The sequence below is a fragment of the Burkholderia sp. Bp8991 genome (assembly GCF_003853795.1).
GTDB lineage: Bacteria > Pseudomonadota > Gammaproteobacteria > Burkholderiales > Burkholderiaceae > Burkholderia.
In genome coordinates this window covers 1-19898 of the sequence record NZ_QTQJ01000023.1, presented here as the reverse complement: position 1 = coordinate 19898, position 19898 = coordinate 1, and the positions used below count along the sequence as shown (strand labels likewise).

Sequence of the window (19898 nt, the reverse complement as noted above, 5' to 3'; positions counted from 1 at the left end):
CGTCAACGGCTTCGAGTTGCAGAGCCCGAAGCGGGCCGCTGCCGGTCAACAACATCCTTGGGGAATCACCGATGGAATCGGAGCACTCCACCCTATCTCGCTCGCGGATGCCCACCGCAGGGGCGCCGACGCGAGTCGACATTGTGCTGTCCAACGGATTTGCACTGCACGACGTCGCGGCGATCATCGAGATTTTTCATAAAGCAAGTGCGCTGACCACAGCTCGTCCGTCCGGCGAGGCGCGCTATGACGTATCGCTGGTGTCCGCTGCCGGCGGCCGAATTGCCGCCTCTTCATCGGTCTTCGTCTGGACGGAGAGCATCGATTCGCGGCGGCGCGTGGAAGGCAAGCAGATCATGTTCGTCACAGGCGGAGCGGCTGCTGATCCGGCCTGTCGCGACAAGCGGCTGATCGATTGGCTGCGCCGCCAGCATCCGCTATGCGAAACCGTTCATCCGATCGCAAACGGAAAACTTCTTCTGGATGCGGCCGGTCTTCCGAGCGGATTTCGTGCCGCCAACGACCCGCCCGACATGCATGCCGCCAGACCGCCGGGCGGCGAGCCTGATGCCATTCGCATTGCGTTGCGCGTGGTCGAAGACGATTTGGGCGGCGAGCTCGCGCGGCAAGTGTCCGGGTCTCTGGCGATGCCGGCGCCTGCACCGTCGGATGCGTTCGTTGCGGCGAGCAACGTGCCACGTGTGAGCGAGCAGATCACGGCATCCGCGCGCTGGCTGGAGGCGAACGTCGACCGGCCCGTCTCGATCGATGCTGCGGCGCAAGTCGCGGCCATGAGCGCGCGCAACTTCCTGAGAAGGTTCAAGAGCGAGATCGGCATGACGCCATCCGACTACCTGCAGCGCGCGCGCTTGAACATGAGCTGCAGGATGCTGGTGGAATCGAGCTTGCCGGTCGACAAGGTCGCGCGTCGCTGTGGCATCAACAGTGGCGCCCAACTGGCGCGGCTGTTCCGGAAATACCTGTCGACAACGCCGACTGAATATCGCATGCGTAACGATGCGACCACTGGCATGGCGTGAGTGCAACGTACATCGGCCGACGTGCGCTCGATTCCGGTGCCACGCGTTGCGCGTCGTCGCGATCAGGGGCGCCCATGAAGCGCGTCGCAACCTGTTCGCCGTTTCCGGTCAAGCCGTCGCATGCGCTGCATCGTCCACATGACGAATCGACGGAGCGCCGCCGCTCTTCCCCGCGCCCCCGTCGACACCCTACCGCGCCCGCACCGACACGAACTTGCGTGCGTTCTCGCGCTGAATCAGCACGGCGATCACGCCGCCTTTCGCTTCGAGCGCCTGCACGTCGTCCGGCGTTTCGAGCAGCGTGTCGTTGAGTTCGAGCACGACGTCGCCGGGCCGGATGCCCGCGTTCGCGGCCGGCCCGTGCACCGCATCCACCATCATCCCGACCGCGAGCCCGGTCGAACGCCGTTCGGCGTCGCTCAGCGGATGCATCGTCAGCCCGAGCCGATCGCCGGAGTCTGCCGGCCGCGCGGCGGCCATCGCCACGCCGGCGGCACCGGCCGTGCCGACCGTGCCCGCGCTGCCCGCACTGCTGCCCGTCGCGGCCGCGTTGTCGATCGCGTCGCCGGCCCCAGCTCCTGCTCCCGCTCCCGTGACCGTCAGCATCATCGGCGTGCGGTTGCGGATCAGCCGCAGCGGCGCCTTTCCGCCGGGCGGCAACGCGGCGGCCAGGTCGTTCAGCTCGGCCGACCGTCCGATCGGCTTGCCGCCGAACTTCACGATCACGTCACCGGGCTTCACGCCGGCCGCGGCGGCGGGCGAGCCGGCATCGACGCCGTTGACGAGCGCGCCCGCCGGACGCGGCAGGCCGAACGCCGCGGCCAGCCCGACGCCGACATCCTGCACGTCGACGCCCAGCGCATTGCCGGACGACGTGCGCTGCGCCGCCTGCGCATTGGCCCGCATCTGCGCCTGCACCTGCGCACGCACCTTGATGGCGAGTGCGATCGGAATCGCGAACGTCGTGCTCGCATAACGGTCGGCGTCCGTATAAACCTGCACCGCGATGCCGATCACGTCGCCCGCGCGGTTGAACACGGGGCCGCCCGAGTTGTCGGGGTTCACCGCGATATCGGTCTGGAAGAACGGAAACGCGCTGCCGTCCGGCAGCGCATGCGACGTCGCGCTGACGATGCCGGCCGTGACCGTGTTGCCCGAGCCGTCCGGCGCGCCGATCGTCATCACCGGTTCGCCGGCACGCACCCGCGACGAATCGCCGATATGCACGACCGGCAGCTTTGTCGCGTCGATGTGCAGCACGGCGACGTCGCTCTGCGGATCGACGGTCACCACCGTCGCCTTCAACTCTCGACGATCGGCCAGTCGCACCGTCACATCGGTCGCGTCGGCGACGACATGCGCGGAAGTCAGGATCACCCCGTCGGCGCCGACGATGAAGCCCGAACCGATGCCCGCGATCGCGCGCGGCGACGTATCAGGCGCAGGCGCCTGCGCGCCTTGCGCGGGCGGCAGCGGCGCGCCGCGGCGGAAGAACGCGGCAAGCGGATCGTCGGGATCGAGGTACACGAAGGACGGCCCGCCGGCCTGCTGGTCGGTCGCCGCGGTCATGACGGTCACGATCGTCGGGCCGTAGCGATCGACGATCGCCGAGAAGTCGACCGGCATCGAGTAAGACCGTGCGGCAGGCCTGTTCTTCATCACCGGTGGCGTGGCGGGCGGCGCGACGGTCCCGGCAGCGGCCGGCGGCGCCGCCAAAACCAGGGCGAACACGCCCCCGATCAACGCGGTGCGAAGCACGGCGCGAGCAAGCGTCTGGCGAACCACGGTGCACCTCCCCCGGGCAGTCGCAGCGCCGACCCGCGCGAGACGCGCGGACGCCCGACAAGCACCGGTACACCCCTCCATTTATAGTCCACGCCACCTCCGGAACATACGAATCGAAACCCGCATGCCGGGTGGTCGGGCAGCGGCGGAACCGCGACAGCGTTCGTTCCGGACAAAGTTCGCGGTTCGTCAATCGGAACATTCCCCCGACGCGGCGGCGAGGCGCGACGCAATGCGTCCCGCGCTACCAGGCCAGCGCCAGAAAATTGCGCACCACCGCCGACGGATCGTCGCGCCGCGACGCAATCGCGAGCCTCGCGCGCAGCCCGTTGCCCGCGACCTGCCGATACACGACGCCTGCGACCTGCACCTGCGTGATCGCCTTCGGCACGATCGACACGCCGAGCCCGGCCGCGACGAGCGTCACCGCCGAAGCGATTTGCGGCGCGGGCTGCGCCATGCGCGGCTGGAAGCCGGCGGCATTGCACGCGGCGACGATGTCGTCGAACAGCGCGCTGCCCGCTTCGCGCGGCACCTGCACGAACGCCTCGTCGGCCAGCTCCGCCAGATCGATCCGACGCCGCTGCGCGAGCCGATGCGCGACCGGCAGCGCGACGAACATCGGCTCCTCGTCCCAGTCCGTTGTCAGCAACGTGTCCGCGATGCGGCGCTCCGGACGCACGATCGCGACGTCGAGCCGCCCGGCCGCCAGCGCGTCGAGCAGCACGCCGGAGGTCGCCTCCTGCAACGTCAGATCCGTATCGGGAAACGCTTCGCGAAAGCGGCGAATCAGGTCCGCCACCTTCGAATTGAAGGCCGCCGTCCCGGTGAACCCGACCCGCAACTGCCCGATCTCCCCGCGCGCCGCCCGTCTTGCCGCCCGCGCCGCGCGCTCCGCGTCGGCGAGCACGCGCCGTGCCTCTTCCGCGAACACCTCTCCGGCCACGGTCAGTTCGGCGCCGCGTGCGGTCCGCTTGAACAACGCCACGCCGAGTTCGTTCTCGAGCGCCTTGATCTGCTGGCTGAGCGGCGGCTGACCCATGCCGAGCGTTTCCGCGGCCTTCGTGAAGTTGGATGTGGCCGCCACGGCCAGAAAGTATCGGAGATGCCGAAGTTCCATGCGTTGACGTGATCCCGGGGTAGATGGAGGCGGCGTTCGAGCCAGTCGAAAAACGTATCGCTACGGTTCATTTCATATATTGGACATATACATGAGCGTGCGCAAGAATTCGGGCATTCCCTGACCCATCGGGCACCTGTCATGTCCACTCCCGCAATGTCACCCGCCACGAATCGCGCCGCGAACGCCGCGCCGGATGCGCTGCCTATCGGCGTGTCGCCGCGCTCGGCAGCCTACAAGCGCATCGCGCTGGCGCTGTTCCTCGCCGGCTTTTCCACCTTCTCGCTGCTGTACTGCGTGCAGCCGCTGCTGCCCGCGTTCGCACGCGAGTTCAACATCGGCGCGGCGTCGAGCTCGCTGTCCCTGTCGCTGTCGACCGGGCTGCTGGCGGTCTCCATCCTGTGCGCCGGCGCGCTGTCCGAACGCGTCGGACGACGCGGGCTGATGTTCGCGTCGATGACGCTGGCCGCGCTGTTCAACCTGCTCGCCGCGATTTCGCCGAACTGGAACCTGCTGCTGCTCTGGCGCGCGCTCGAAGGGTTCGCGCTCGGCGGCGTTCCGGCGGTGGCGATGGCCTATCTCGCCGAGGAAATCGCCGCCGACGGGCTGGGCCTGGCGATGGGACTCTACGTCGGCGGCACCGCGTTCGGCGGCATGATCGGGCGGATCGGTATGAGCGCGCTCGAAGAGTATTTCTCGTGGCGCACCGCGATGCTGACGATCGGCGTGGTCGACCTCGTCGCGGCGGTCGCGTTCGTGATGCTGCTGCCGCAGTCGCGACGCTTCGTGAAGCGCACCGACCTGACGCTGCGTCACCATCTGCGGCTGTGGAACGCGCAGCTGCATCACGCGCGGCTGCCGTTCGTGTTCGCGATCGGCTTCCTCGTGATGGGCGCGTTCGTGACCGTCTACAACTACGCCGGATTCCGGCTGACGGCCGCACCGTTCAACCTGAGTGCGACCGCCTGCGGGCTGATCTTCGGCGCCTATCTGTTCGGGATGGTGTCTTCGTCGAGCGCCGGTGCGCTCGCCGATCGTCTCGGGCGCGCGCCCGTCCTCGTCAGCGGCATGCTCGTGTTCGCGGCCGGCCTCGCGCTGACGCTGTCGCATTCGCTCGTCGCGATCATCGTCGGAATCGTGCTGATCACGATCGGCTTCTTCGTCGCCCATGCGGTCGCGAGCGGCTGGGTCGGGCATCTCGCCGGTTCCGCGAAGGGGCACGCCGCGTCGCTCTACCTGCTGGCCTATTACCTCGGGTCGAGCGTGCTGGGCTCGATCGGCGGCTCGTTCTGGCAACACGGTGCGTGGAGCGCGGTCGTCGCGTATGTCGCGGTGCTGCTCGTGCTCGGCCTTGCAGCGGCGCACCGGATCATGCGCGTAGAACGCGTGCGGTAAGCACCGGCTCGCCCGCTGCGCCTTCCGGCGATTTGTGGCGGATTTGCGGTGAATTCGCGGCGATGCGACTGCGCCTCACTCGCCCGCGACCCGATGCGCGATCGTCGACAGCGTCCGCAGCATCGGCGCGAACGCATCGGCCGACGTATTGCCGAACCCGAGCACGAGCCCGTTGGCCGGCGACGTCGCGTGGATCGAGAACCCCGACAGCGGGAACGGCCCGATCCCGTGCGCGCGCGCCGCTTCGACGATCACGCGGTCGCGATAACGGGCCGGCAGCCGCAACGCCAGATGCAGCCCGCACGGCCCGCCCTCGACCTGATGCGGCACGGTGAACGCGTCGTCCAGCGCGGCGAGCAGCAAGCGCCGCCGGTCCCGATACAGCCGCCGCATCCGCCCGAGATGGCGCCCGTACTCCCCCGTCTCGATGAAATCGGCGAGCGCGAGCTGCACGTGGCGCGTGCCGCCGCGCAGCATCTCCGGCAACGCCGGCCGCACCGCGGCCAGCAGCGCGTCGGGCAGCACGAGAAAGCCGATCCGCAAGGCCGGAAACATCGTCTTGCTGAACGAGCCGAGATAGACGACCGGCGAATCGGCCGCGAGCCCGTGCAACGCGCCGATCGGCTCGCCGGTATGCCGAAACTCGCTGTCGTAATCGTCCTCGATGATCCACGCGCGATGCCGGCGTGCGGCGTCGATCAGCGCGAGCCGGCGCGAAATCGACAGCACCGCGCCGGTCGGGAACTGGTTCGACGGCGTGGTGTAGACGAGCCGGGGCGTCCGTTCGCGCCAGTCCGTGTCGGCCGCGCGCAGCCCCTCCGCGTCGACCGGCATCGGCACGACGTCGAGATCGGCCGCCTGCATCGCGGTGCGCGCGCCGCGATAGCCGGGCTCCTCGACCCAGACCGTGTCGCCGGGGTTCGTCAGCAACTGCGCGCAGAGCGCGATCGCGCCCTGCGCGCCTTCGGTGATGACGATCTGCTCGGGATCGCAGCGCACGCCGCGCGTCACGGCCAGGTGGCGCGCGATCGACTCGCGCAGCGCGCGTTCGCCGAGCGGGTCACCATACGCGAGCAGGTCGTGGCCGGCGCGGCGCAGCGCGCGGTCGATCGCATGCCGCCATGCATCCACCGGGAAATGCGACAGCGCGGGCACGCCCGGCCGGAAGCCTTCCGACTCGCCGGCGCCGATCAGGCTCGGGCGAATCCGGCCGAGCCGCTGCGCGACGGCCGGCGGTGCGACCCGCCGGCGCGGCGTGGCCGGCCGCGACAGGCCGACCACGCGCGTGCCGCGGCGATCGGATTGCAGGAAGCCTTCGGCGACGAGCTGCTCGTAGACGGCCGCCGTCGTGTTGCGCGACACGCCGAGCGTCTCGGCCAGCGCGCGCGTGCCGGGCAGCCGCGTGCCGGCCGGCATCGCGCCGCCGAGAATCGCGTCGCGCACGCGGCGCAGCAGTTGCCGCTGCAACGAAGGCGCGCCGGCCGTGCGCGCGAGCGGCGCGTCGAGCGGCAACAGCGGTGCGTCGCCGGAAGGAAAGGCAGTCGTCATCGGGATATCGCGGCGTGGAAGTCTCGGTGCATGGCGCGCCGATCGCGGCGCCGGCATGGCACCGGCGCGGCGCGTTCGTGGCACCTTCGTGGCACCATAAATTTGCTGTCGGCTGGCGCTTCTCATGGTACCTCGCCGGGACTACGATCGTCTGCATGCCGGCATGTCGCCGGCCGCCAACCGAAGCGAGATCGACCTTGTCCACGCTCACCAACGACTTCCAGCAGCCCATCGGCCACCCCGTTCCCGACTGGTCCGCGCGCCCTCGCCCGGAGCGCATCGTGCTCGACGGCCGCTACTGCCGCCTCGAACCGCTCGACGCCGACCGCCATGCCGCCGACCTGTACGCCGCGTACGCGCAGGCGCCGGACGGCAGCGACTGGACCTATCTCGCGCACGGGCCGTACGCCGACGAGTCGAGCTACCGCGACTACGCGCGCGGCGCGGCGGCCAGCGCCGATCCGCTGCACTACACGGTGATCGACCGCGCGACGAACCGCGCCGTCGGCACGCTCGCGCTGATGCGCATCGACCCGGCCAACGGCGTGATCGAGGTCGGTTCCGTCACCTTCTCGCCGCTACTGAAGCGCACGCCGATTTCGACCGAAGCGCAGTACCTGCTGATGAAGTACGCGTTCGACACGCTCGGCTACCGGCGCTACGAATGGAAGTGCGACGACCTCAACGAACCGTCGCGCAAGGCGGCCGCGCGGCTCGGCTTCCGTTACGAAGGCACGTTCCGGCAGGCGATCATCTACAAGGGCCGCAACCGCGACACGGCATGGTTCTCGATCGTTGACGGCGAATGGCCGGACGTGCGCGCCGCGTTCGAAGCCTGGCTCGCGCCGGAGAACTTCGACGCCAGCGGTACGCAGCGCGAGACGCTCGTCGCGATCCGCCACGCGCGGGCGCGTGCGCGCGACGCGGCCGGCCGCGTGAACGACGCGACGCGCGTCACGGTCCGGCCGCTCGTGGCCTCCGACGAAGCCGCGTGGCGCCCGCTGTGGCAGGGCTACCAGACTTTCTACGAGACCGCGCTGAGCGACGCCGTGTTCGCGACGACATGGGCGCGCCTGATGGATCCCGCCGAACCGATGTTCGCGCTCGGCGCCTTCGACGCGTCGGGTACGCTGGTCGGCATCGTGCACGCGATCTATCACCGCTCGTGCTGGACCGAAGGGCCGTACTGCTATCTGCAGGACCTGTTCACGGCGGCGGACGCCCGCGGGCAAGGCGCGGGCGGCGCACTGATCGAAGCCGTGTACGAGCGGGCCCGCGAAGCCGGCGCAAGCCGCGTGTACTGGCTCACGCACGAAACCAACACGACCGCCCGCGCGCTGTACGACAAGCTCGCGAACAACGCGGGGTTCATCCAGTACCGGAAGGATCTCAAGTAACGCGAGAGTGCAACCGGTCGCTCAGCCCCGGGGCATCGACCGGATCCGTCGCCTCGCCGCGGCCTGGTGCCGCGCGACACGCGGCGCCAGCCGCAGGCGGCACCGACGCGGGGTGGATCATCTCGTCGCCGTTGACCGGCACCGGCCGCCGCACCGGCCGGTACACCGGTTCGCCCGGCTCGATCGCCTGCCCGGAGATCGCGCAGCGGCCCGCCTGCAACGCGACGCGCAAGCGCCAGCGTTGCTCGCCGTAATGGCAGCGCCCGCTTTCGCTCCAGCGCACCAGCAAGCCGTCGTCGCCCGCTTCCAGAACCGACACGAACAGTTGCGGCCGCAACGGTGAAACGCCAGGTGCGACAGGCTCCGGAGTCGGCGCGCGATCGGCACGCTCCTGTGGCCGCGCCATCCCGACGTATGCCGGTAACGGCATCGCGTCCCGCTCTTCGGCTACCAGCATGTGGTACGACACATACTCGCAGATCAGGCATTCGATAACGTTTGGCATGCTTGACGACATTCCGTGAAGATTGAGACGAGCCGCGCTCGGCCCTTCGCACGGCAGCAACGACCGATTCGGTCATGCACCCCGCCTCCGGTGCAACCGCCATGCACGCATGGCGATCGGACATTGCCGCAGATGATACAAATTGAAGTTAACTTCAAGTAAAGGGGAAACATGCGCAACGATGCGTTTCGCTGATCGCCACAATGGACCGCAACGACCGCGGCTACGACGCCCACGACCGAACCGCGCGTCTCGCGTTTCGTCTCAAACGGCTGAGACGAATGTCCCGGCGTCTCACCCGCCGCGTCCCGTCGCAACCGCAGCAAATTTCGCGTGTGATTCGCTCGGTCCCGGCTGATGTCAATGCAACGCGGCCTGCTGCATCGCACACCGCCTGCCCGCAGCCTTCGCCATGCGAACACCGATTCAAGCTGGCCCCGTTCCTGCATGTCGGTCGCTCGCGCAATCGCGCGACGGACGAACCGGCCCTTGGCCGCGCGTCCGACGACAACCTGACGGAGACAGCAACGTGAGTACACCGGCATCGAACACCGCTCCCAGCATGAAGGCCGCCGTCTGGCATGGCCGCCACGACATCCGCGTCGAAGAGGTTCCCGTTCCGGCGCATCCGCCGGCCGGCTGGGTCCAGATCCGCGTGCACTGGTGCGGGATCTGCGGCTCCGACCTGCACGAGTACGTCGCCGGGCCCGTGTTCATTCCCGTCGACGCACCGCATCCGCTGACGGGCCTGAAGGGCCAGTGCATCCTCGGCCACGAGTTCAGCGGCGAGATCGCGGCGCTCGGCGCGGGCGTGACGGGCTTCGCGCTCGGCGAGCGCGTGACGGCCGACGCCTGCCAGCATTGCGGCACCTGCTGGTATTGCCGGCACGGGCTGTACAACATCTGCGAGAACCTCGCGTTCACCGGGCTGATGAACAACGGCGCGTTCGCCGAATTCGTGAACGTGCCGGCCGAGCTGCTGTACAAGCTGCCCGACAACTTCCCGACGGAGGCCGGCGCGCTGATCGAGCCGCTCGCGGTCGGGCTGCATGCGGTGAAGAAGGCCGGCAACATCGTCGGCCAGACCGTCGTCGTGGTCGGCGCCGGCACGATCGGCCTGTGCACGATCATGTGCGCGAAGGCCGCGGGCGCCGGACGCGTGATCGCGCTGGAAATGTCGGCCGCGCGCAAGCAGAAGGCGCTGGAGGTCGGCGCGACGGTCGTGATCGATCCGAAGGCGTCCGACGCGGTCGCGGAAGTCAAGGCGCTGACGGGCGGCTACGGCGCCGACGTGTCGTTCGAGTGCATCGGGCACACGGCCACCGCGCAGCTCGCGATCGACGTGATCCGCAAGGCCGGCAAGTCGGTGATGGTCGGCATCTTCGAGGAGCCGACGTCGTTCAACTTCTTCGACATCGTGTCGACCGAGAAGGAAGTGATCGGCTCGCTCGCGTACAACGGCGAATTCGCGGACGTGATCCGCTTCATCGCGGACGGCCGCATCGACGTGCAGCCGCTGATCACCGGCCGGATCACGCTCGGCGACATCGTCACGCACGGCTTCGAGGAGCTGGTCAACCACAAGGACCGGAACGTGAAGATCATCGTCCAGCCCGCGGCCGCCTGACGAACCGTTGACCGGACGATGACGGCCGCGCGGCGGCCGGACGCGGCACCGAACGGTCCCGGGGCATCCCGGGCGCGGCCCCGCCCCGGGCCACCGCATGTTTCCGCCCGTTTTCGGTGCGTGCACAACCGCGCCGGTGCGGCGCGCGGGGTCGGACTTCGATATACTCGAAGCGACATCACCGCCCCGCGCGCCACCCGCGCGCCCGCTTCCGTGAAACCACGAGCCGGTCTGATCCTCGAACTCTTCGTCAACCTGATGCTGCCCTGGGTCGCGTACCGGGTCGCGCATCCGTATTTCGGCGAAACCGGCGCGCTGTACGCGTCGGCGATTCCGCCCATCGTCTGGTCCGTCGTCGAATTCATCCGCTCGCGCCGCATCGATGCGGTGGCCGCCGTCGTGCTGCTCGGCATCGCGCTGTCGATCGCCGGCATGGCGCTCGGCGGCAGCGCGCGCACGCTGCTGATGCGCGAATCGCTCGCGTCCGGCACGATCGGCGTCGTGTTCCTGCTGTCGTTGTTCCGCGATCGTCCGCTGATCTTCTATCTCGCGCGCGCGACGGTGGCCCGCGAGATGGCCGGCGGCGCCGCGCGTTTCGAGACGGTCTGGGCCGAGCAGCCGGGGCTGCGCCAGATGCTGCGCCTGATGACCTTCGTGTGGGGCGCCTGCATGACGCTGGAGATGCTGCTGCGCCTGTGGATGGTCGTCACCTGGCCCGTCGAGCGCGTGCTCGTCGTGTCGCCGATCATGGGCTACACGGTGTTCGGCACGCTGCTGCTGTGGACCTTCTGGTACCGGCGGCGGATGCGCGAGCGCAACAGCGTCGACATCCCGACCCGCGACGGCGTCACCGAGATCGCCGGCCGCTGAGCGCCCGCCTCGTCCGGCCCGGCGCGGCCGTCACGGCCGCTGGGGTATGATGCGCGGCTCTCGTTCGCCGCCTGCATCGCCCCATGTCTCTCTCGCTTCTCCCGTGTGCCACGATCTGGCTCGCACTGTTCGCGGCCGCCGCGTTCGCGTGGCAGCGCCCGCTGCATGGCCTGAGCATCGCCGTTGCCGCGCTCGGCTATGCCGGCGCGCTGGCGTTCGGCAAGCTCGAACCGATCGTGCTCGCGCCGCTCGCGCTGCTCGCGGCCGCCGCCTGGGGCGTCGCGCCGGGCCGCCCGCTCGCGCTGCGGATCGTCGCGCACGTCGTGTTTGCCGCGCTCGCGATCGCGCTGAGCCTGCACCTGCTTCCCGGCTTCCACAATCCGCGCGTGATCGAGCCGACGCGTTTCACGCCGGATGCCGTGCCGTTCACGATGTACCTGAATTTCGACAAGCCGCTCGTCGGCCTGTGGCTGCTGTGGGTGCTGCCGTGGGTGGCGCCGGACGTCGCCCCGGCACGCGCGCTGCGCACCGGCGCCGTGGCGGCCGTCGCGACGGCGGCGGCCTGCCTGGCCGGCGCGCTCGCGTTCGGCATGGTCGGCTGGGCGCCGAAATGGCCGGCGTCGGGCTGGATGTGGCTCGTCAACAACGTGCTGCTCGTCACGCTCGCCGAGGAAGCGCTGTTCCGCGGCTACGTGCAAGGCGGGCTCACGCGCGTGCTCGGCCGGTTCGGCTGGGGGCCGTGGGCCGCGCTCGCGATCGGCGCGGGGCTGTTCGGCGCCGCGCACGCGGCCGGCGGCTGGCCCTGGATCGCGCTCGGCACGGTGGCCGGCATCGGCTACGGCCTCGCATGGCGGCGCGGCGGACTGCTCGCATCCGCGCTCGCGCATGCGGGGCTGAACGTGATCCACTTCGCGCTGTTCACCTATCCGATGCTCGCCGCCGCACGCTGAACGCCGCACGCGGCGGCATCCCGCCGGTTTCACGCGGTCGAACTCAGTTGAAGCCGGCTACCGCGTGCGGCACGTAAGGGCCTTCGAGCGTCGCGATTTCATCGTCCGTCAGCTTCAGCTGCAGCGCGCCGAGCGCATCGTCCAGATGATGCGGCTTCGAGATGCCGACGATCGGCGCGGTGACGCCGCGCTTGTGTGCGACCCACGCGAGCGCGACCTGCGCACGCGGCACGTTGCGCGCGGCGGCGATCGCCGCGACGGCCTCGACGACCGCGCGATCGGCACCGGCCGTCGCGTCGTACATCCGCTGACCGACCTCGTCGCTCTGCTGCCGGCCGGACGACTCGTCCCAATTGCGCGTCAGCCGGCCGCGCGCGAGCGGGCTCCACGGAATCACCGCGATGCCTTCGGCCTCGCACAGCGGCAGCATTTCCCGTTCTTCCTCGCGATACAGCAGGTTCAGGTGGTTCTGCATGCTGACGAAGCGGGTCCAGCCGTTCTGCTTCGACGTATACAGCGCCTTCGCGAACTGCCACGCGAACATCGACGATGCGCCGATGTAGCGCGCCTTGCCGGCCTTCACGACGTCGTGCAGCGCCTCGAGCGTCTCCTCGATCGGCGTGCCGTAGTCCCAGCGGTGGATCTGGTACAGGTCGACGTAGTCGGTGCCGAGCCGCTTCAGGCTCTGGTCGATGTCCGTCATGATCGCCTTGCGCGACAAGCCCGCGCCGTTCGGCCCCGGGCGCATCCGGTAGAACACCTTGGTCGCGATCACGACGTCGTCGCGCTTCGCGAAGTCGCGCAACGCACGGCCGACGATCTCCTCGGACGTGCCGTCCGAATACATGTTCGCGGTATCGAAGAAATTGATGCCGGCCTCGATCGCGCGCTGGATGATCGGGCGGCTTTCCGCTTCCGGCAGCGTCCAAGGGTGGGTGCCGCGCGACGGCTCGCCGAACGTCATGCAGCCCAGCACCAGCTTCGACACGTCCATCCCGGTCGACCCGAATTTCACGTATTCCATCGCTCGCCTCGTCATTGAAGTGGGGTTGCGGCCGGATGCGCGGCCCGGTTCGGTGCACCGGGTACGAACGCCGTGCGCTGCATCGGCCAGACGTCGCATGGTATCGCGCAGCGCGCGAACGCGTAGTCGACGCGACGGCCTGCTGCGGCCGGGTCGCCCAGGAACGCCGACGCGCCGGAACCGCAGCCCGATCGCACTCGAGCAAGGCTTCGACGGCGCAAACCGGCGCGCCACGCAGCATCCATGATCAGAATGCGCGGCGTGGCGCCGCGCCGGTTGCCACGTCGACGAACGAACGGATTACTCGCGAACGACGAACGGCTTACTTGATCTGGTCGGCGAGCGGCTGCAGGAATTCGGAGAAGCCGGTCAGCATGATCTGCACGCCGATGCACAGCAGCAGGAATGCCGACACGCGCTTCGCGACCTTGGTGCCTTCGGTGCCGAGATAGCGGGAGAGCAGCGCGGCACGGCTGTAGGTCAGCCAGATCACGACCGCGACGAGCGCCGACACCGAGATCGACACGATGCTCGACAGCATGAATTCCGACAGCTTGTGCGTGCGGTTCGCGTTCAGCGCGATCGCGGTGGCGATCGAGCCGGGGCCGACGGTCAGCGGCACGGTCAGCGGGAAGAACGCGCGGGTCATGATCGCGTTCGCATCGATCGGCTTGATCGGCGTATCGCCGCCGCCCGCCGGCCCGTCCGGCTCGTTCAGCATCTGCCAGCCCGCGACGGCGACCGCGAAGCCGCCGCCGATCCGCAGCGCTTCCATCGAGATCCCGAAGAAATGCAGCACCGGCGTGCCGGCGAAGAACGCGACCAGCAACACGATGAACGCGTTGAACGCCACCTTCTTCGCGAGCAGGTTGCGCTCGTGCTCGGTCAGCGCCTCGGTGCGTTCGAGAAACAGGAACGCGATGCCGATCGGATTGATGATGCCGATCAGGCCGGTAAAGCCGAACAGGATCTCGGAGATAAGGCGATTGACGATCATCGGGTGCGAAGAAGCGGTCGGGGCTGGGCCGGCGGCGCGCCGGGGGTCACGCATTGTAGAGCAAGCGCCCGCGCGCGAGACGCAAATCGCGCCCCGGGCCCGGCGGGCCGCGCCGCCTTATTCGGCGCCCGGCTCCCAGGCCGGCGGCCGCTTCGCGAAGAACGCGGCGAAGCCCTCCTTCGCTTCCGGCGTCGCCCGCACGCGGGAGATCGTCTGCGCGGTGAACGCCGCGCGTTCGTCCGACGGCGGGTACTCGCCGACCGCGTCGAAAAAGCGCTTGATCTCCATCAGCGCGTTCGGGCCGTTGCGGCTCAGCTCGGCGAGCGTCTTGTCGAGTGCGGCGTCGAGCGCGTCGAGCGGCACGGCCTGGTGGATCAGCCCGATCGCGACGGCTTCGGCGGCCGCGAGTTGCGTCGCGGTCAGCGCGAGCCGGCGCGCCTGGCGCTGGCCGACCGCCTCGACCAGGTACGGGCCTATCACCGACGGCAGGATCCCGAAACGGGCCTCGCTGACCGAAAAGCGCGCGTGATCGCTCGCGATCACGATGTCGCAGGCCGCGCACAGGCCGACGCCGCCGCCGAACGCGTGGCCCTGCACGCGCGCTACCGTCGGCTTCGGGCACTGCCGGATCGCCCGCATCATCGCGGCGAACCGCTCGGCGTCGCGCAGGTTCGCGGCCGCGTCGTTCGCGCTCGCGCGCTGCATCCACTGCAGGTCAGCGCCCGCGCAGAACGCGCGACCGTCCGAGCGCAGCACGATCGCGCGCACGTCGTCGCGCCGGCCGAGCGTGGTAAACGCGTCGGTCAGCTCGGCGATCATCGTCTCGTCGAACGCGTTGAGCACGTCGCCGCGCTGCAGCGCGACAGTCGCGATGCCGCGCGCATCGACGGCCACGGCCAGGGTTTTCAATCCATCCATCGAACAGGTTTCCTCGGGGTAGAAACAGGGAACGGCGAAACTCAGGCGGCCTGCCGGCGGTCGATCACCCGCCGGGCCTTGCCGGTCGCGCTCGCGGGAATGCCGCCCGCGGCGAGCACCGTCACGCCGGCCGACACGCCGATCATCGTCTTGATCCGGTGCTGCAGCTCGCGCGCGATCGCCGCGCGCTCGGCATCGGTCACGCACGCGACGGCCTCGGAGCGCAGCTCGACCGCGAGATCGAGCCGGTCCATGTGGCCGTCGCGCGAAAGCGTGATCTGGAACTGCCCCGACAGCTTCGTCTGCGCGACGACGATTTCCTCGATCTGGCTCGGGAACACGTTCACGCCGCGCACGATCAGCATGTCGTCGGAGCGGCCCGTGATCTTCGCGAGCCGGCGCATCGCGCGCGCGGTCGGCGGCAGCAGCGCGGTGAGGTCGCGCGTGCGGTAGCGGATCACCGGCATCGCCTCCTTCGTCAGCGACGTGAACACGAGCTCGCCCTCGCTGCCGTCCGGCAGCACCTCGCCGGTCGCCGGGTCGATGATCTCCGGATAGAAATGGTCTTCCCAGATCACCGGGCCGTCCTTCGTCTCGACGCATTCGCACGCGACGCCCGGGCCCATCACTTCCGACAGCCCGTAGATGTCGAGCGCGTCGATGCCCACGCGTGTCTCCACTTCCTCGCGCAGCGCCTGCGTCCACGGCTCCGCGCCGAAGATGCCGATCTTCAGCGACGACTCGGCCGGGTCCATCCCTTGCCGCACCATCTCGTCGATCAGGTTCAGCATGTACGACGGCGTGACGAGGATGATCTTCGGCTCGAAATCGCGGATCAGCTGCACCTGCTTTTCAGTCTGCCCGCCCGACATCGGCACGACCATGCAGCCGAGCCGCTCCGCGCCGTAGTGAATCCCGAGGCCGCCCGTGAAGAGCCCGTAGCCGAATGCGTTGTGCAGCGTGTCGCCCGGGCGGCCGCCGGCCGCGCGGATCGAACGCGCGGTCACGTTCGCCCACGTGTCGATGTCGCGCGCGGTGTAGCCGACCACCGTCGGCTTGCCGGTCGTGCCGCTCGACGCATGCACGCGCACGACCTGCTCGCGCGGCACCGCGAAGAGGCCGAACGGGTAGTTGTCGCGCAGGTCGTGCTTGGTCGAGAACGGGAATTTCGCGAGATCGGCGAGCGTCTTCAGGTCGTCCGGATGCACGCCCGCCGCGTCGAACGTGCGGCGATAGTGCGGGACGTTGTCGTACGCGTGGCGCAGCGACCACTTGAGGCGCTCGAGCTGCAGCGCCTGCAGTTCGTCGCGGCTGGCGGTCTCGATCGGCTCGAGGGCGGCGGCGGGGTGCGTCGGGTGAGTCATCGGGGTGCTCCTCCAGTGGAGTGATGTCGTTATCGTGATCGGGGTGACGGGGCCGGCGGCTAGCGGAACGTGCGGCCGGCCGCGTGCAGCGCGGCGATGCGCGGCGACACGCGATAGCGGTCCTCGCCGTAGCTCGCCGCCAGGTTCGACAGCACGCGATACACGCGGCCGATGCCGATCGCATCGGCCCACGCGAGCGGGCCGCACGGGTAGTTCACGCCCTTCTCCATCGCGAGATCGAGATCGGCGGGCGAGCACACGCCCTGGTTCACCGTGTCGGCCGCCTCGTTCGCGAGCATCGCGACGGTGCGCATCGCGACCATGCCCGGCACGTCGGCGATGCCGACGACGCGAAAACCCGCTTGCTGGAACAGCCCGACCGCATCCGCATAGGCCGCGTCGCTGCACTGCAGCGCGCGCGTCAGCGCGACGAGCCCGGCCTGCGCGTAATCGCGCGCGAGATCGACGAGCACGAGGTCGGCCACGCCGGTTTGCGCGGCGCGCACGGTCGCGGTGCGGCCGTCGGTCAGCGCGATCGACGCGCGGCCGGCCACGGCGAGCAGTTCGTCGGCATGCGCGCCGTTCTGCCGCGCGAGCGCGATGCGTTCGACAACGCGGGCATGCAGCGCGGCGGCCGGGCCGTCCTGCGCGAACAGCACGACGTCGGCCGGCGCATCGCACGGCGGTTCGAACGCGGGCGCGGGCGGCGTCGCGCCGTCCGCATACGAATAGAAGCCGCGCCCCGACTTGCGCCCGAGGAAGCCCGCGTTCACGAGTTCCTGCTGGATCAGCGACGGCGTATAGCGCGGATCGTTGAAGTACGCGCGGAACACCGACTCGGTCACCGCGAAGTTCACGTCGTGGCCGATCAGGTCCATCAGCTCGAACGGCCCCATCCGGAAGCCGCCGGCGTCGCGCATCACCGCATCGATCGAGGCCGGCGTGCCGCCCTGCTCGTTCAGCACGCGCAGCGCCTCCGCGTAATACGGCCGCGCGACGCGGTTCACGATGAAGCCGGGCGTCGACTTCGCCAGCACCGGCCGCTTGCCCCACGCGGCGGCCGTGTCGTAGAGCGCCTGTGCGACGTCCGGCGCGGTCGCGAGCCCGCTGACCACCTCGACGAGCGCCATCAGTGGCGCCGGATTGAAGAAATGCAGGCCGGCCACGCGCTGCGGCGCGCGCAGCCCGGCCGCGATCGACGTGATCGAGATCGACGACGTGTTGGTCGCCAGCACGCAGCTGTCGTCGACATGGCGTTCGAGCGTCGCGAAGATCTCGCGCTTCACGTCGAGCCGCTCGGCCGCCGCCTCGACGATCAGCGCGGCGCCCGCGAAGTCGGCCAGCGCGCGCACCGCGCGAATCCGGCTGCCGGCCGCGTCGGCCTGGGCCGGTTCCATCCGGCCCTTTTCCGCGAGCCGTGCGAACTGCGCGCGGATGCCGGCCAGCGCCTTGTCGCATGCGGCTTCGTTCAGGTCGTACAGCAGCACCGCATGACCGGCCGCCGCGGCCACCTGCGCGATGCCCGCGCCCATCGCGCCCGCGCCGATCACGCCGACGACCGCCGACTGCGCCAGCGCGCTCGAATTCACCGAATGTGCAGAAGAAACAGCCATCGCTTGCGATCCGTCATGAAGTGGAAGTGCGAGCGATTATAAACCGACCGGTCGGTAGATTTATGTCAGGGCGAGCCCGAATTTGTCGTGCAAGAGACCGTTACGAAAAGCGCAAGAACAAAAAATCGAACGATCGGGGCACTTTTTTGAAACCGAAAGGTCAATGAAAGCGTCCGATTATGAGATAGTGTCCCCCGAACGCCTGATAAAATTCGACAAATCGCCGAATTTCAGGGGGAAACCGCGTGTCACGCCGCTGCCGTCCACCGCCTGCCGTCCTTTCGGGGTCGGAATCGCGCCACCCGCCTGTCGTGACGTACCCGCGCCCCGCCCTCGGCGCCCGGTCGCATCGAACCGTTTCATCCAGCGACGGGCTTCGGCCCGCCCGCGCCCCTCGCCGCTTCACGGCGGCGAATCCAGGGCAGCACGGCTCCGCGCTGCCGCCCATCAGCATCATCGTCCACGTTCGGCGGATCATCCGGCCGGGCTTCGTCAACCCGTGACGGCGCGTCGCGCGCCGCCACTCGCATAGGAAACCGTCCATGCCGCTCTCGTCCAACCAGCTCCCGCGCTGGACCCTCGTGGCCCCGCTTGCCGCCTGGCTGGTACTCGCGCTGTCGCGCGTCGTGCCGGCCGAAGGCCTCGTCATCGCCGTGTTCGCCGCCGCCCTCGCCGGCGCCGTGTTCGCCGCCGTCCACCATGCCGAAGTCGTCGCGCACCGCGTCGGCGAGCCGTTCGGCACGCTCGTGCTGGCGGTCGCCGTGACCGTCATCGAGGTCGCGCTGATCGTGTCGGTGATGCTCGGCGCCGGCCCCGAGAAATCGGGCCTCGCGCGCGATACCGTGTTCGCCGCGGTGATGATCATCTGCAACGGCATCGTCGGCCTCTGCCTGCTGGTCGGTGCGTGGAAGCATGGCGAGCAGGATTTCCAGGGGCGCGGCGCGAGCAAGGCGCTCGCGGTGCTCGCGTCGCTGTCGGTGCTGTCGCTCGTGATGCCGAACTACCTGAACGCCGCGCCGGGCCCGTTCTTTTCGAAATCGCAGCTTGCGTTCGCCGGCGTGTCGTCGCTCGTGCTGTACGGCGCATTCGTATTCGTGCAGACCGTGCGGCACCGCGACTACTTCCTCACCGAGCACGACAGCGCGAACGAATCAGTGCATGCGGCCCCCCCGAGCGGCCGCACCGCGCTGATCAGCCTCGTGCTGCTGTTCGCGAGCCTCGTCGCGGTCGTGCTGCTCGCGAAGCTGCTGTCGCCCGCCGTCGAGCATGCGGTGATGAAGCTCGGCGCGCCGGAAGCGGCGGTCGGCATCGTGATCGCCGCGCTGGTGCTGCTGCCCGAAGGGCTCGCGGCCGTCACCGCCGCGCGGGCGAATCGCCTGCAGACCAGCATGAACCTCGCGCTCGGTTCGGCGCTCGCGAGCATCGGGCTCACGATCCCGACCGTCGCGGCCGTGTTCATCTGGGTCGGCCAGCCGCTCACGCTCGGCATCGGCGCGATGGAAACCGTGCTGCTGTCGCTGACGCTGCTCGTCAGCACGCTGACGCTCAGCCAGGGACGCACGACGGTGCTGCACGGCGTCGTGCATCTGTCGCTGTTCGCGGCATACCTGTTCCTGTCGGTCACGCACTGATGTAAAGCGGCGCGCGGGGGGGGGGGGGGGGGGGGGGGGGGGGGGGGGGGGGGGGGGGGGGGGGGGGGGGGGGGGGGGGGGGGGGGGGGGGGAGCGGGAGTGGGAGGGCGGGGG

16 protein-coding genes are annotated in these 19898 nt (G+C 69.4%); 7 read left to right on the top strand and 9 right to left on the bottom strand.

The window, feature by feature from the left end:
* Positions 1–71: 71 nt before the first annotated feature.
* Entirely contained in the window at positions 72–1040 is a 969-nt protein-coding gene (locus tag DIE02_RS24040; protein ID WP_124484631.1) for a helix-turn-helix domain-containing protein, read from the top strand.
* Between the two features lie 189 nt (positions 1041–1229).
* On the opposite strand, the gene DIE02_RS24035 is transcribed toward DIE02_RS24040, so the two are convergent.
* On the bottom strand, positions 1230–2825 hold the full coding sequence (locus DIE02_RS24035) for a trypsin-like peptidase domain-containing protein (protein ID WP_185702650.1): 1596 nt from the start codon (positions 2823–2825) through the stop codon (positions 1230–1232).
* A 244-nt stretch (positions 2826–3069) separates the two neighbouring features.
* Entirely contained in the window at positions 3070–3945 is an 876-nt protein-coding gene (locus DIE02_RS24030; RefSeq protein ID WP_124484629.1) for a LysR family transcriptional regulator, read from the bottom strand.
* 141 nt (positions 3946–4086) lie between these two features.
* Here DIE02_RS24030 and DIE02_RS24025 point away from each other — a divergent pair, with 141 nt between their 5' ends.
* Complete coding sequence (locus DIE02_RS24025) at positions 4087–5340, top strand: MFS transporter (RefSeq protein WP_124484628.1); 1254 nt, start codon at positions 4087–4089, stop codon at positions 5338–5340.
* A gap of 75 nt (positions 5341–5415) precedes the next feature.
* Here the strand turns inward: DIE02_RS24025 and DIE02_RS24020 are convergent, their stop codons facing one another.
* Positions 5416–6888 (bottom strand): PLP-dependent aminotransferase family protein, encoded by a 1473-nt coding sequence (locus DIE02_RS24020; RefSeq protein WP_124484627.1) that lies wholly within the window; start codon positions 6886–6888, stop codon positions 5416–5418.
* Positions 6889–7085: 197 nt separating this feature from the next.
* Between DIE02_RS24020 and DIE02_RS24015 the strand changes: the two genes are divergently transcribed.
* On the top strand, positions 7086–8285 hold the full coding sequence (locus DIE02_RS24015; protein WP_124484626.1) for a GNAT family N-acetyltransferase: 1200 nt from the start codon (positions 7086–7088) through the stop codon (positions 8283–8285).
* Here the strand turns inward: DIE02_RS24015 and DIE02_RS24010 are convergent.
* Complete coding sequence (locus DIE02_RS24010; RefSeq protein WP_124485051.1) at positions 8278–8790, bottom strand: DUF3331 domain-containing protein; 513 nt, start codon at positions 8788–8790, stop codon at positions 8278–8280. The two genes, DIE02_RS24015 and DIE02_RS24010, sit on opposite strands and share 8 nt — an antisense overlap.
* Positions 8791–9352: 562 nt before the next feature.
* Here DIE02_RS24010 and DIE02_RS24005 point away from each other — a divergent pair.
* The 3 genes from DIE02_RS24005 (at position 9353) to DIE02_RS23995 (ending at position 12237) form a co-directional block, all read left to right on the top strand.
* Entirely contained in the window at positions 9353–10417 is a 1065-nt protein-coding gene (locus DIE02_RS24005) for a 2,3-butanediol dehydrogenase (RefSeq protein ID WP_124485050.1), read from the top strand.
* A 213-nt stretch (positions 10418–10630) separates the two neighbouring features.
* Positions 10631–11287, top strand: coding sequence for a VC0807 family protein (locus DIE02_RS24000; protein ID WP_124484625.1), 657 nt, complete (start codon positions 10631–10633; stop codon positions 11285–11287).
* Positions 11288–11370: 83 nt separating this feature from the next.
* Positions 11371–12237: a CPBP family intramembrane glutamic endopeptidase gene (locus DIE02_RS23995; RefSeq protein ID WP_124484624.1), complete on the top strand. Its 867-nt coding sequence runs from the start codon at positions 11371–11373 to the stop codon at positions 12235–12237.
* 43 nt (positions 12238–12280) lie between these two features.
* Here the strand turns inward: DIE02_RS23995 and DIE02_RS23990 are convergent, their stop codons facing one another.
* From DIE02_RS23990 to DIE02_RS23970, 5 genes are all read right to left on the bottom strand, one after another.
* Entirely contained in the window at positions 12281–13261 is a 981-nt protein-coding gene (locus DIE02_RS23990; RefSeq protein ID WP_044843310.1) for an aldo/keto reductase, read from the bottom strand.
* Between the two features lie 322 nt (positions 13262–13583).
* Entirely contained in the window at positions 13584–14258 is a 675-nt protein-coding gene (locus DIE02_RS23985; RefSeq protein ID WP_044843309.1) for a MarC family protein, read from the bottom strand.
* A 117-nt stretch (positions 14259–14375) separates the two neighbouring features.
* A complete protein-coding gene (locus DIE02_RS23980; RefSeq protein ID WP_124484623.1) occupies positions 14376–15176 on the bottom strand; it encodes an enoyl-CoA hydratase-related protein in 801 nt (266 codons plus the stop codon).
* Between the two features lie 41 nt (positions 15177–15217).
* The gene (gene paaK, locus DIE02_RS23975; RefSeq protein WP_124484622.1) at positions 15218–16540 is read right to left on the bottom strand and encodes a phenylacetate--CoA ligase PaaK; all 1323 of its coding nucleotides are present in this window, start codon (positions 16538–16540) and stop codon (positions 15218–15220) included.
* A 59-nt stretch (positions 16541–16599) separates the two neighbouring features.
* Positions 16600–18153: a 3-hydroxyacyl-CoA dehydrogenase gene (locus tag DIE02_RS23970; RefSeq protein ID WP_124484621.1), complete on the bottom strand. Its 1554-nt coding sequence runs from the start codon at positions 18151–18153 to the stop codon at positions 16600–16602.
* 542 nt (positions 18154–18695) lie between these two features.
* Between DIE02_RS23970 and DIE02_RS23965 the strand changes: the two genes are divergently transcribed.
* On the top strand, positions 18696–19784 hold the full coding sequence (locus DIE02_RS23965) for a calcium:proton antiporter (protein WP_124484620.1): 1089 nt from the start codon (positions 18696–18698) through the stop codon (positions 19782–19784).
* Positions 19785–19898 lie beyond the last annotated feature (114 nt).

Coding starts and splice junctions, on each gene's coding strand:
- paaK (WP_124484622.1), bottom strand. CDS start 16,540: ATGACTCACCCGACGCACCCCGCCGCCGCCCTCGAGCCGATCGAGACC.
- DIE02_RS24010 (WP_124485051.1), bottom strand. CDS start 8,790: ATGCCAAACGTTATCGAATGCCTGATCTGCGAGTATGTGTCGTACCAC.
- DIE02_RS24030 (WP_124484629.1), bottom strand. CDS start 3,945: ATGGAACTTCGGCATCTCCGATACTTTCTGGCCGTGGCGGCCACATCC.
- DIE02_RS23980 (WP_124484623.1), bottom strand. CDS start 15,176: ATGGATGGATTGAAAACCCTGGCCGTGGCCGTCGATGCGCGCGGCATC.
- DIE02_RS24020 (WP_124484627.1), bottom strand. CDS start 6,888: ATGACGACTGCCTTTCCTTCCGGCGACGCACCGCTGTTGCCGCTCGAC.
- DIE02_RS23970 (WP_124484621.1), bottom strand. CDS start 18,153: ATGGCTGTTTCTTCTGCACATTCGGTGAATTCGAGCGCGCTGGCGCAG.
- DIE02_RS23995 (WP_124484624.1), top strand. CDS start 11,371: ATGTCTCTCTCGCTTCTCCCGTGTGCCACGATCTGGCTCGCACTGTTC.
- DIE02_RS24040 (WP_124484631.1), top strand. CDS start 72: ATGGAATCGGAGCACTCCACCCTATCTCGCTCGCGGATGCCCACCGCA.
- DIE02_RS24005 (WP_124485050.1), top strand. CDS start 9,353: ATGAAGGCCGCCGTCTGGCATGGCCGCCACGACATCCGCGTCGAAGAG.
- DIE02_RS24025 (WP_124484628.1), top strand. CDS start 4,087: ATGTCCACTCCCGCAATGTCACCCGCCACGAATCGCGCCGCGAACGCC.
- DIE02_RS23985 (WP_044843309.1), bottom strand. CDS start 14,258: ATGATCGTCAATCGCCTTATCTCCGAGATCCTGTTCGGCTTTACCGGC.
- DIE02_RS23990 (WP_044843310.1), bottom strand. CDS start 13,261: ATGGAATACGTGAAATTCGGGTCGACCGGGATGGACGTGTCGAAGCTG.
- DIE02_RS23965 (WP_124484620.1), top strand. CDS start 18,696: ATGCCGCTCTCGTCCAACCAGCTCCCGCGCTGGACCCTCGTGGCCCCG.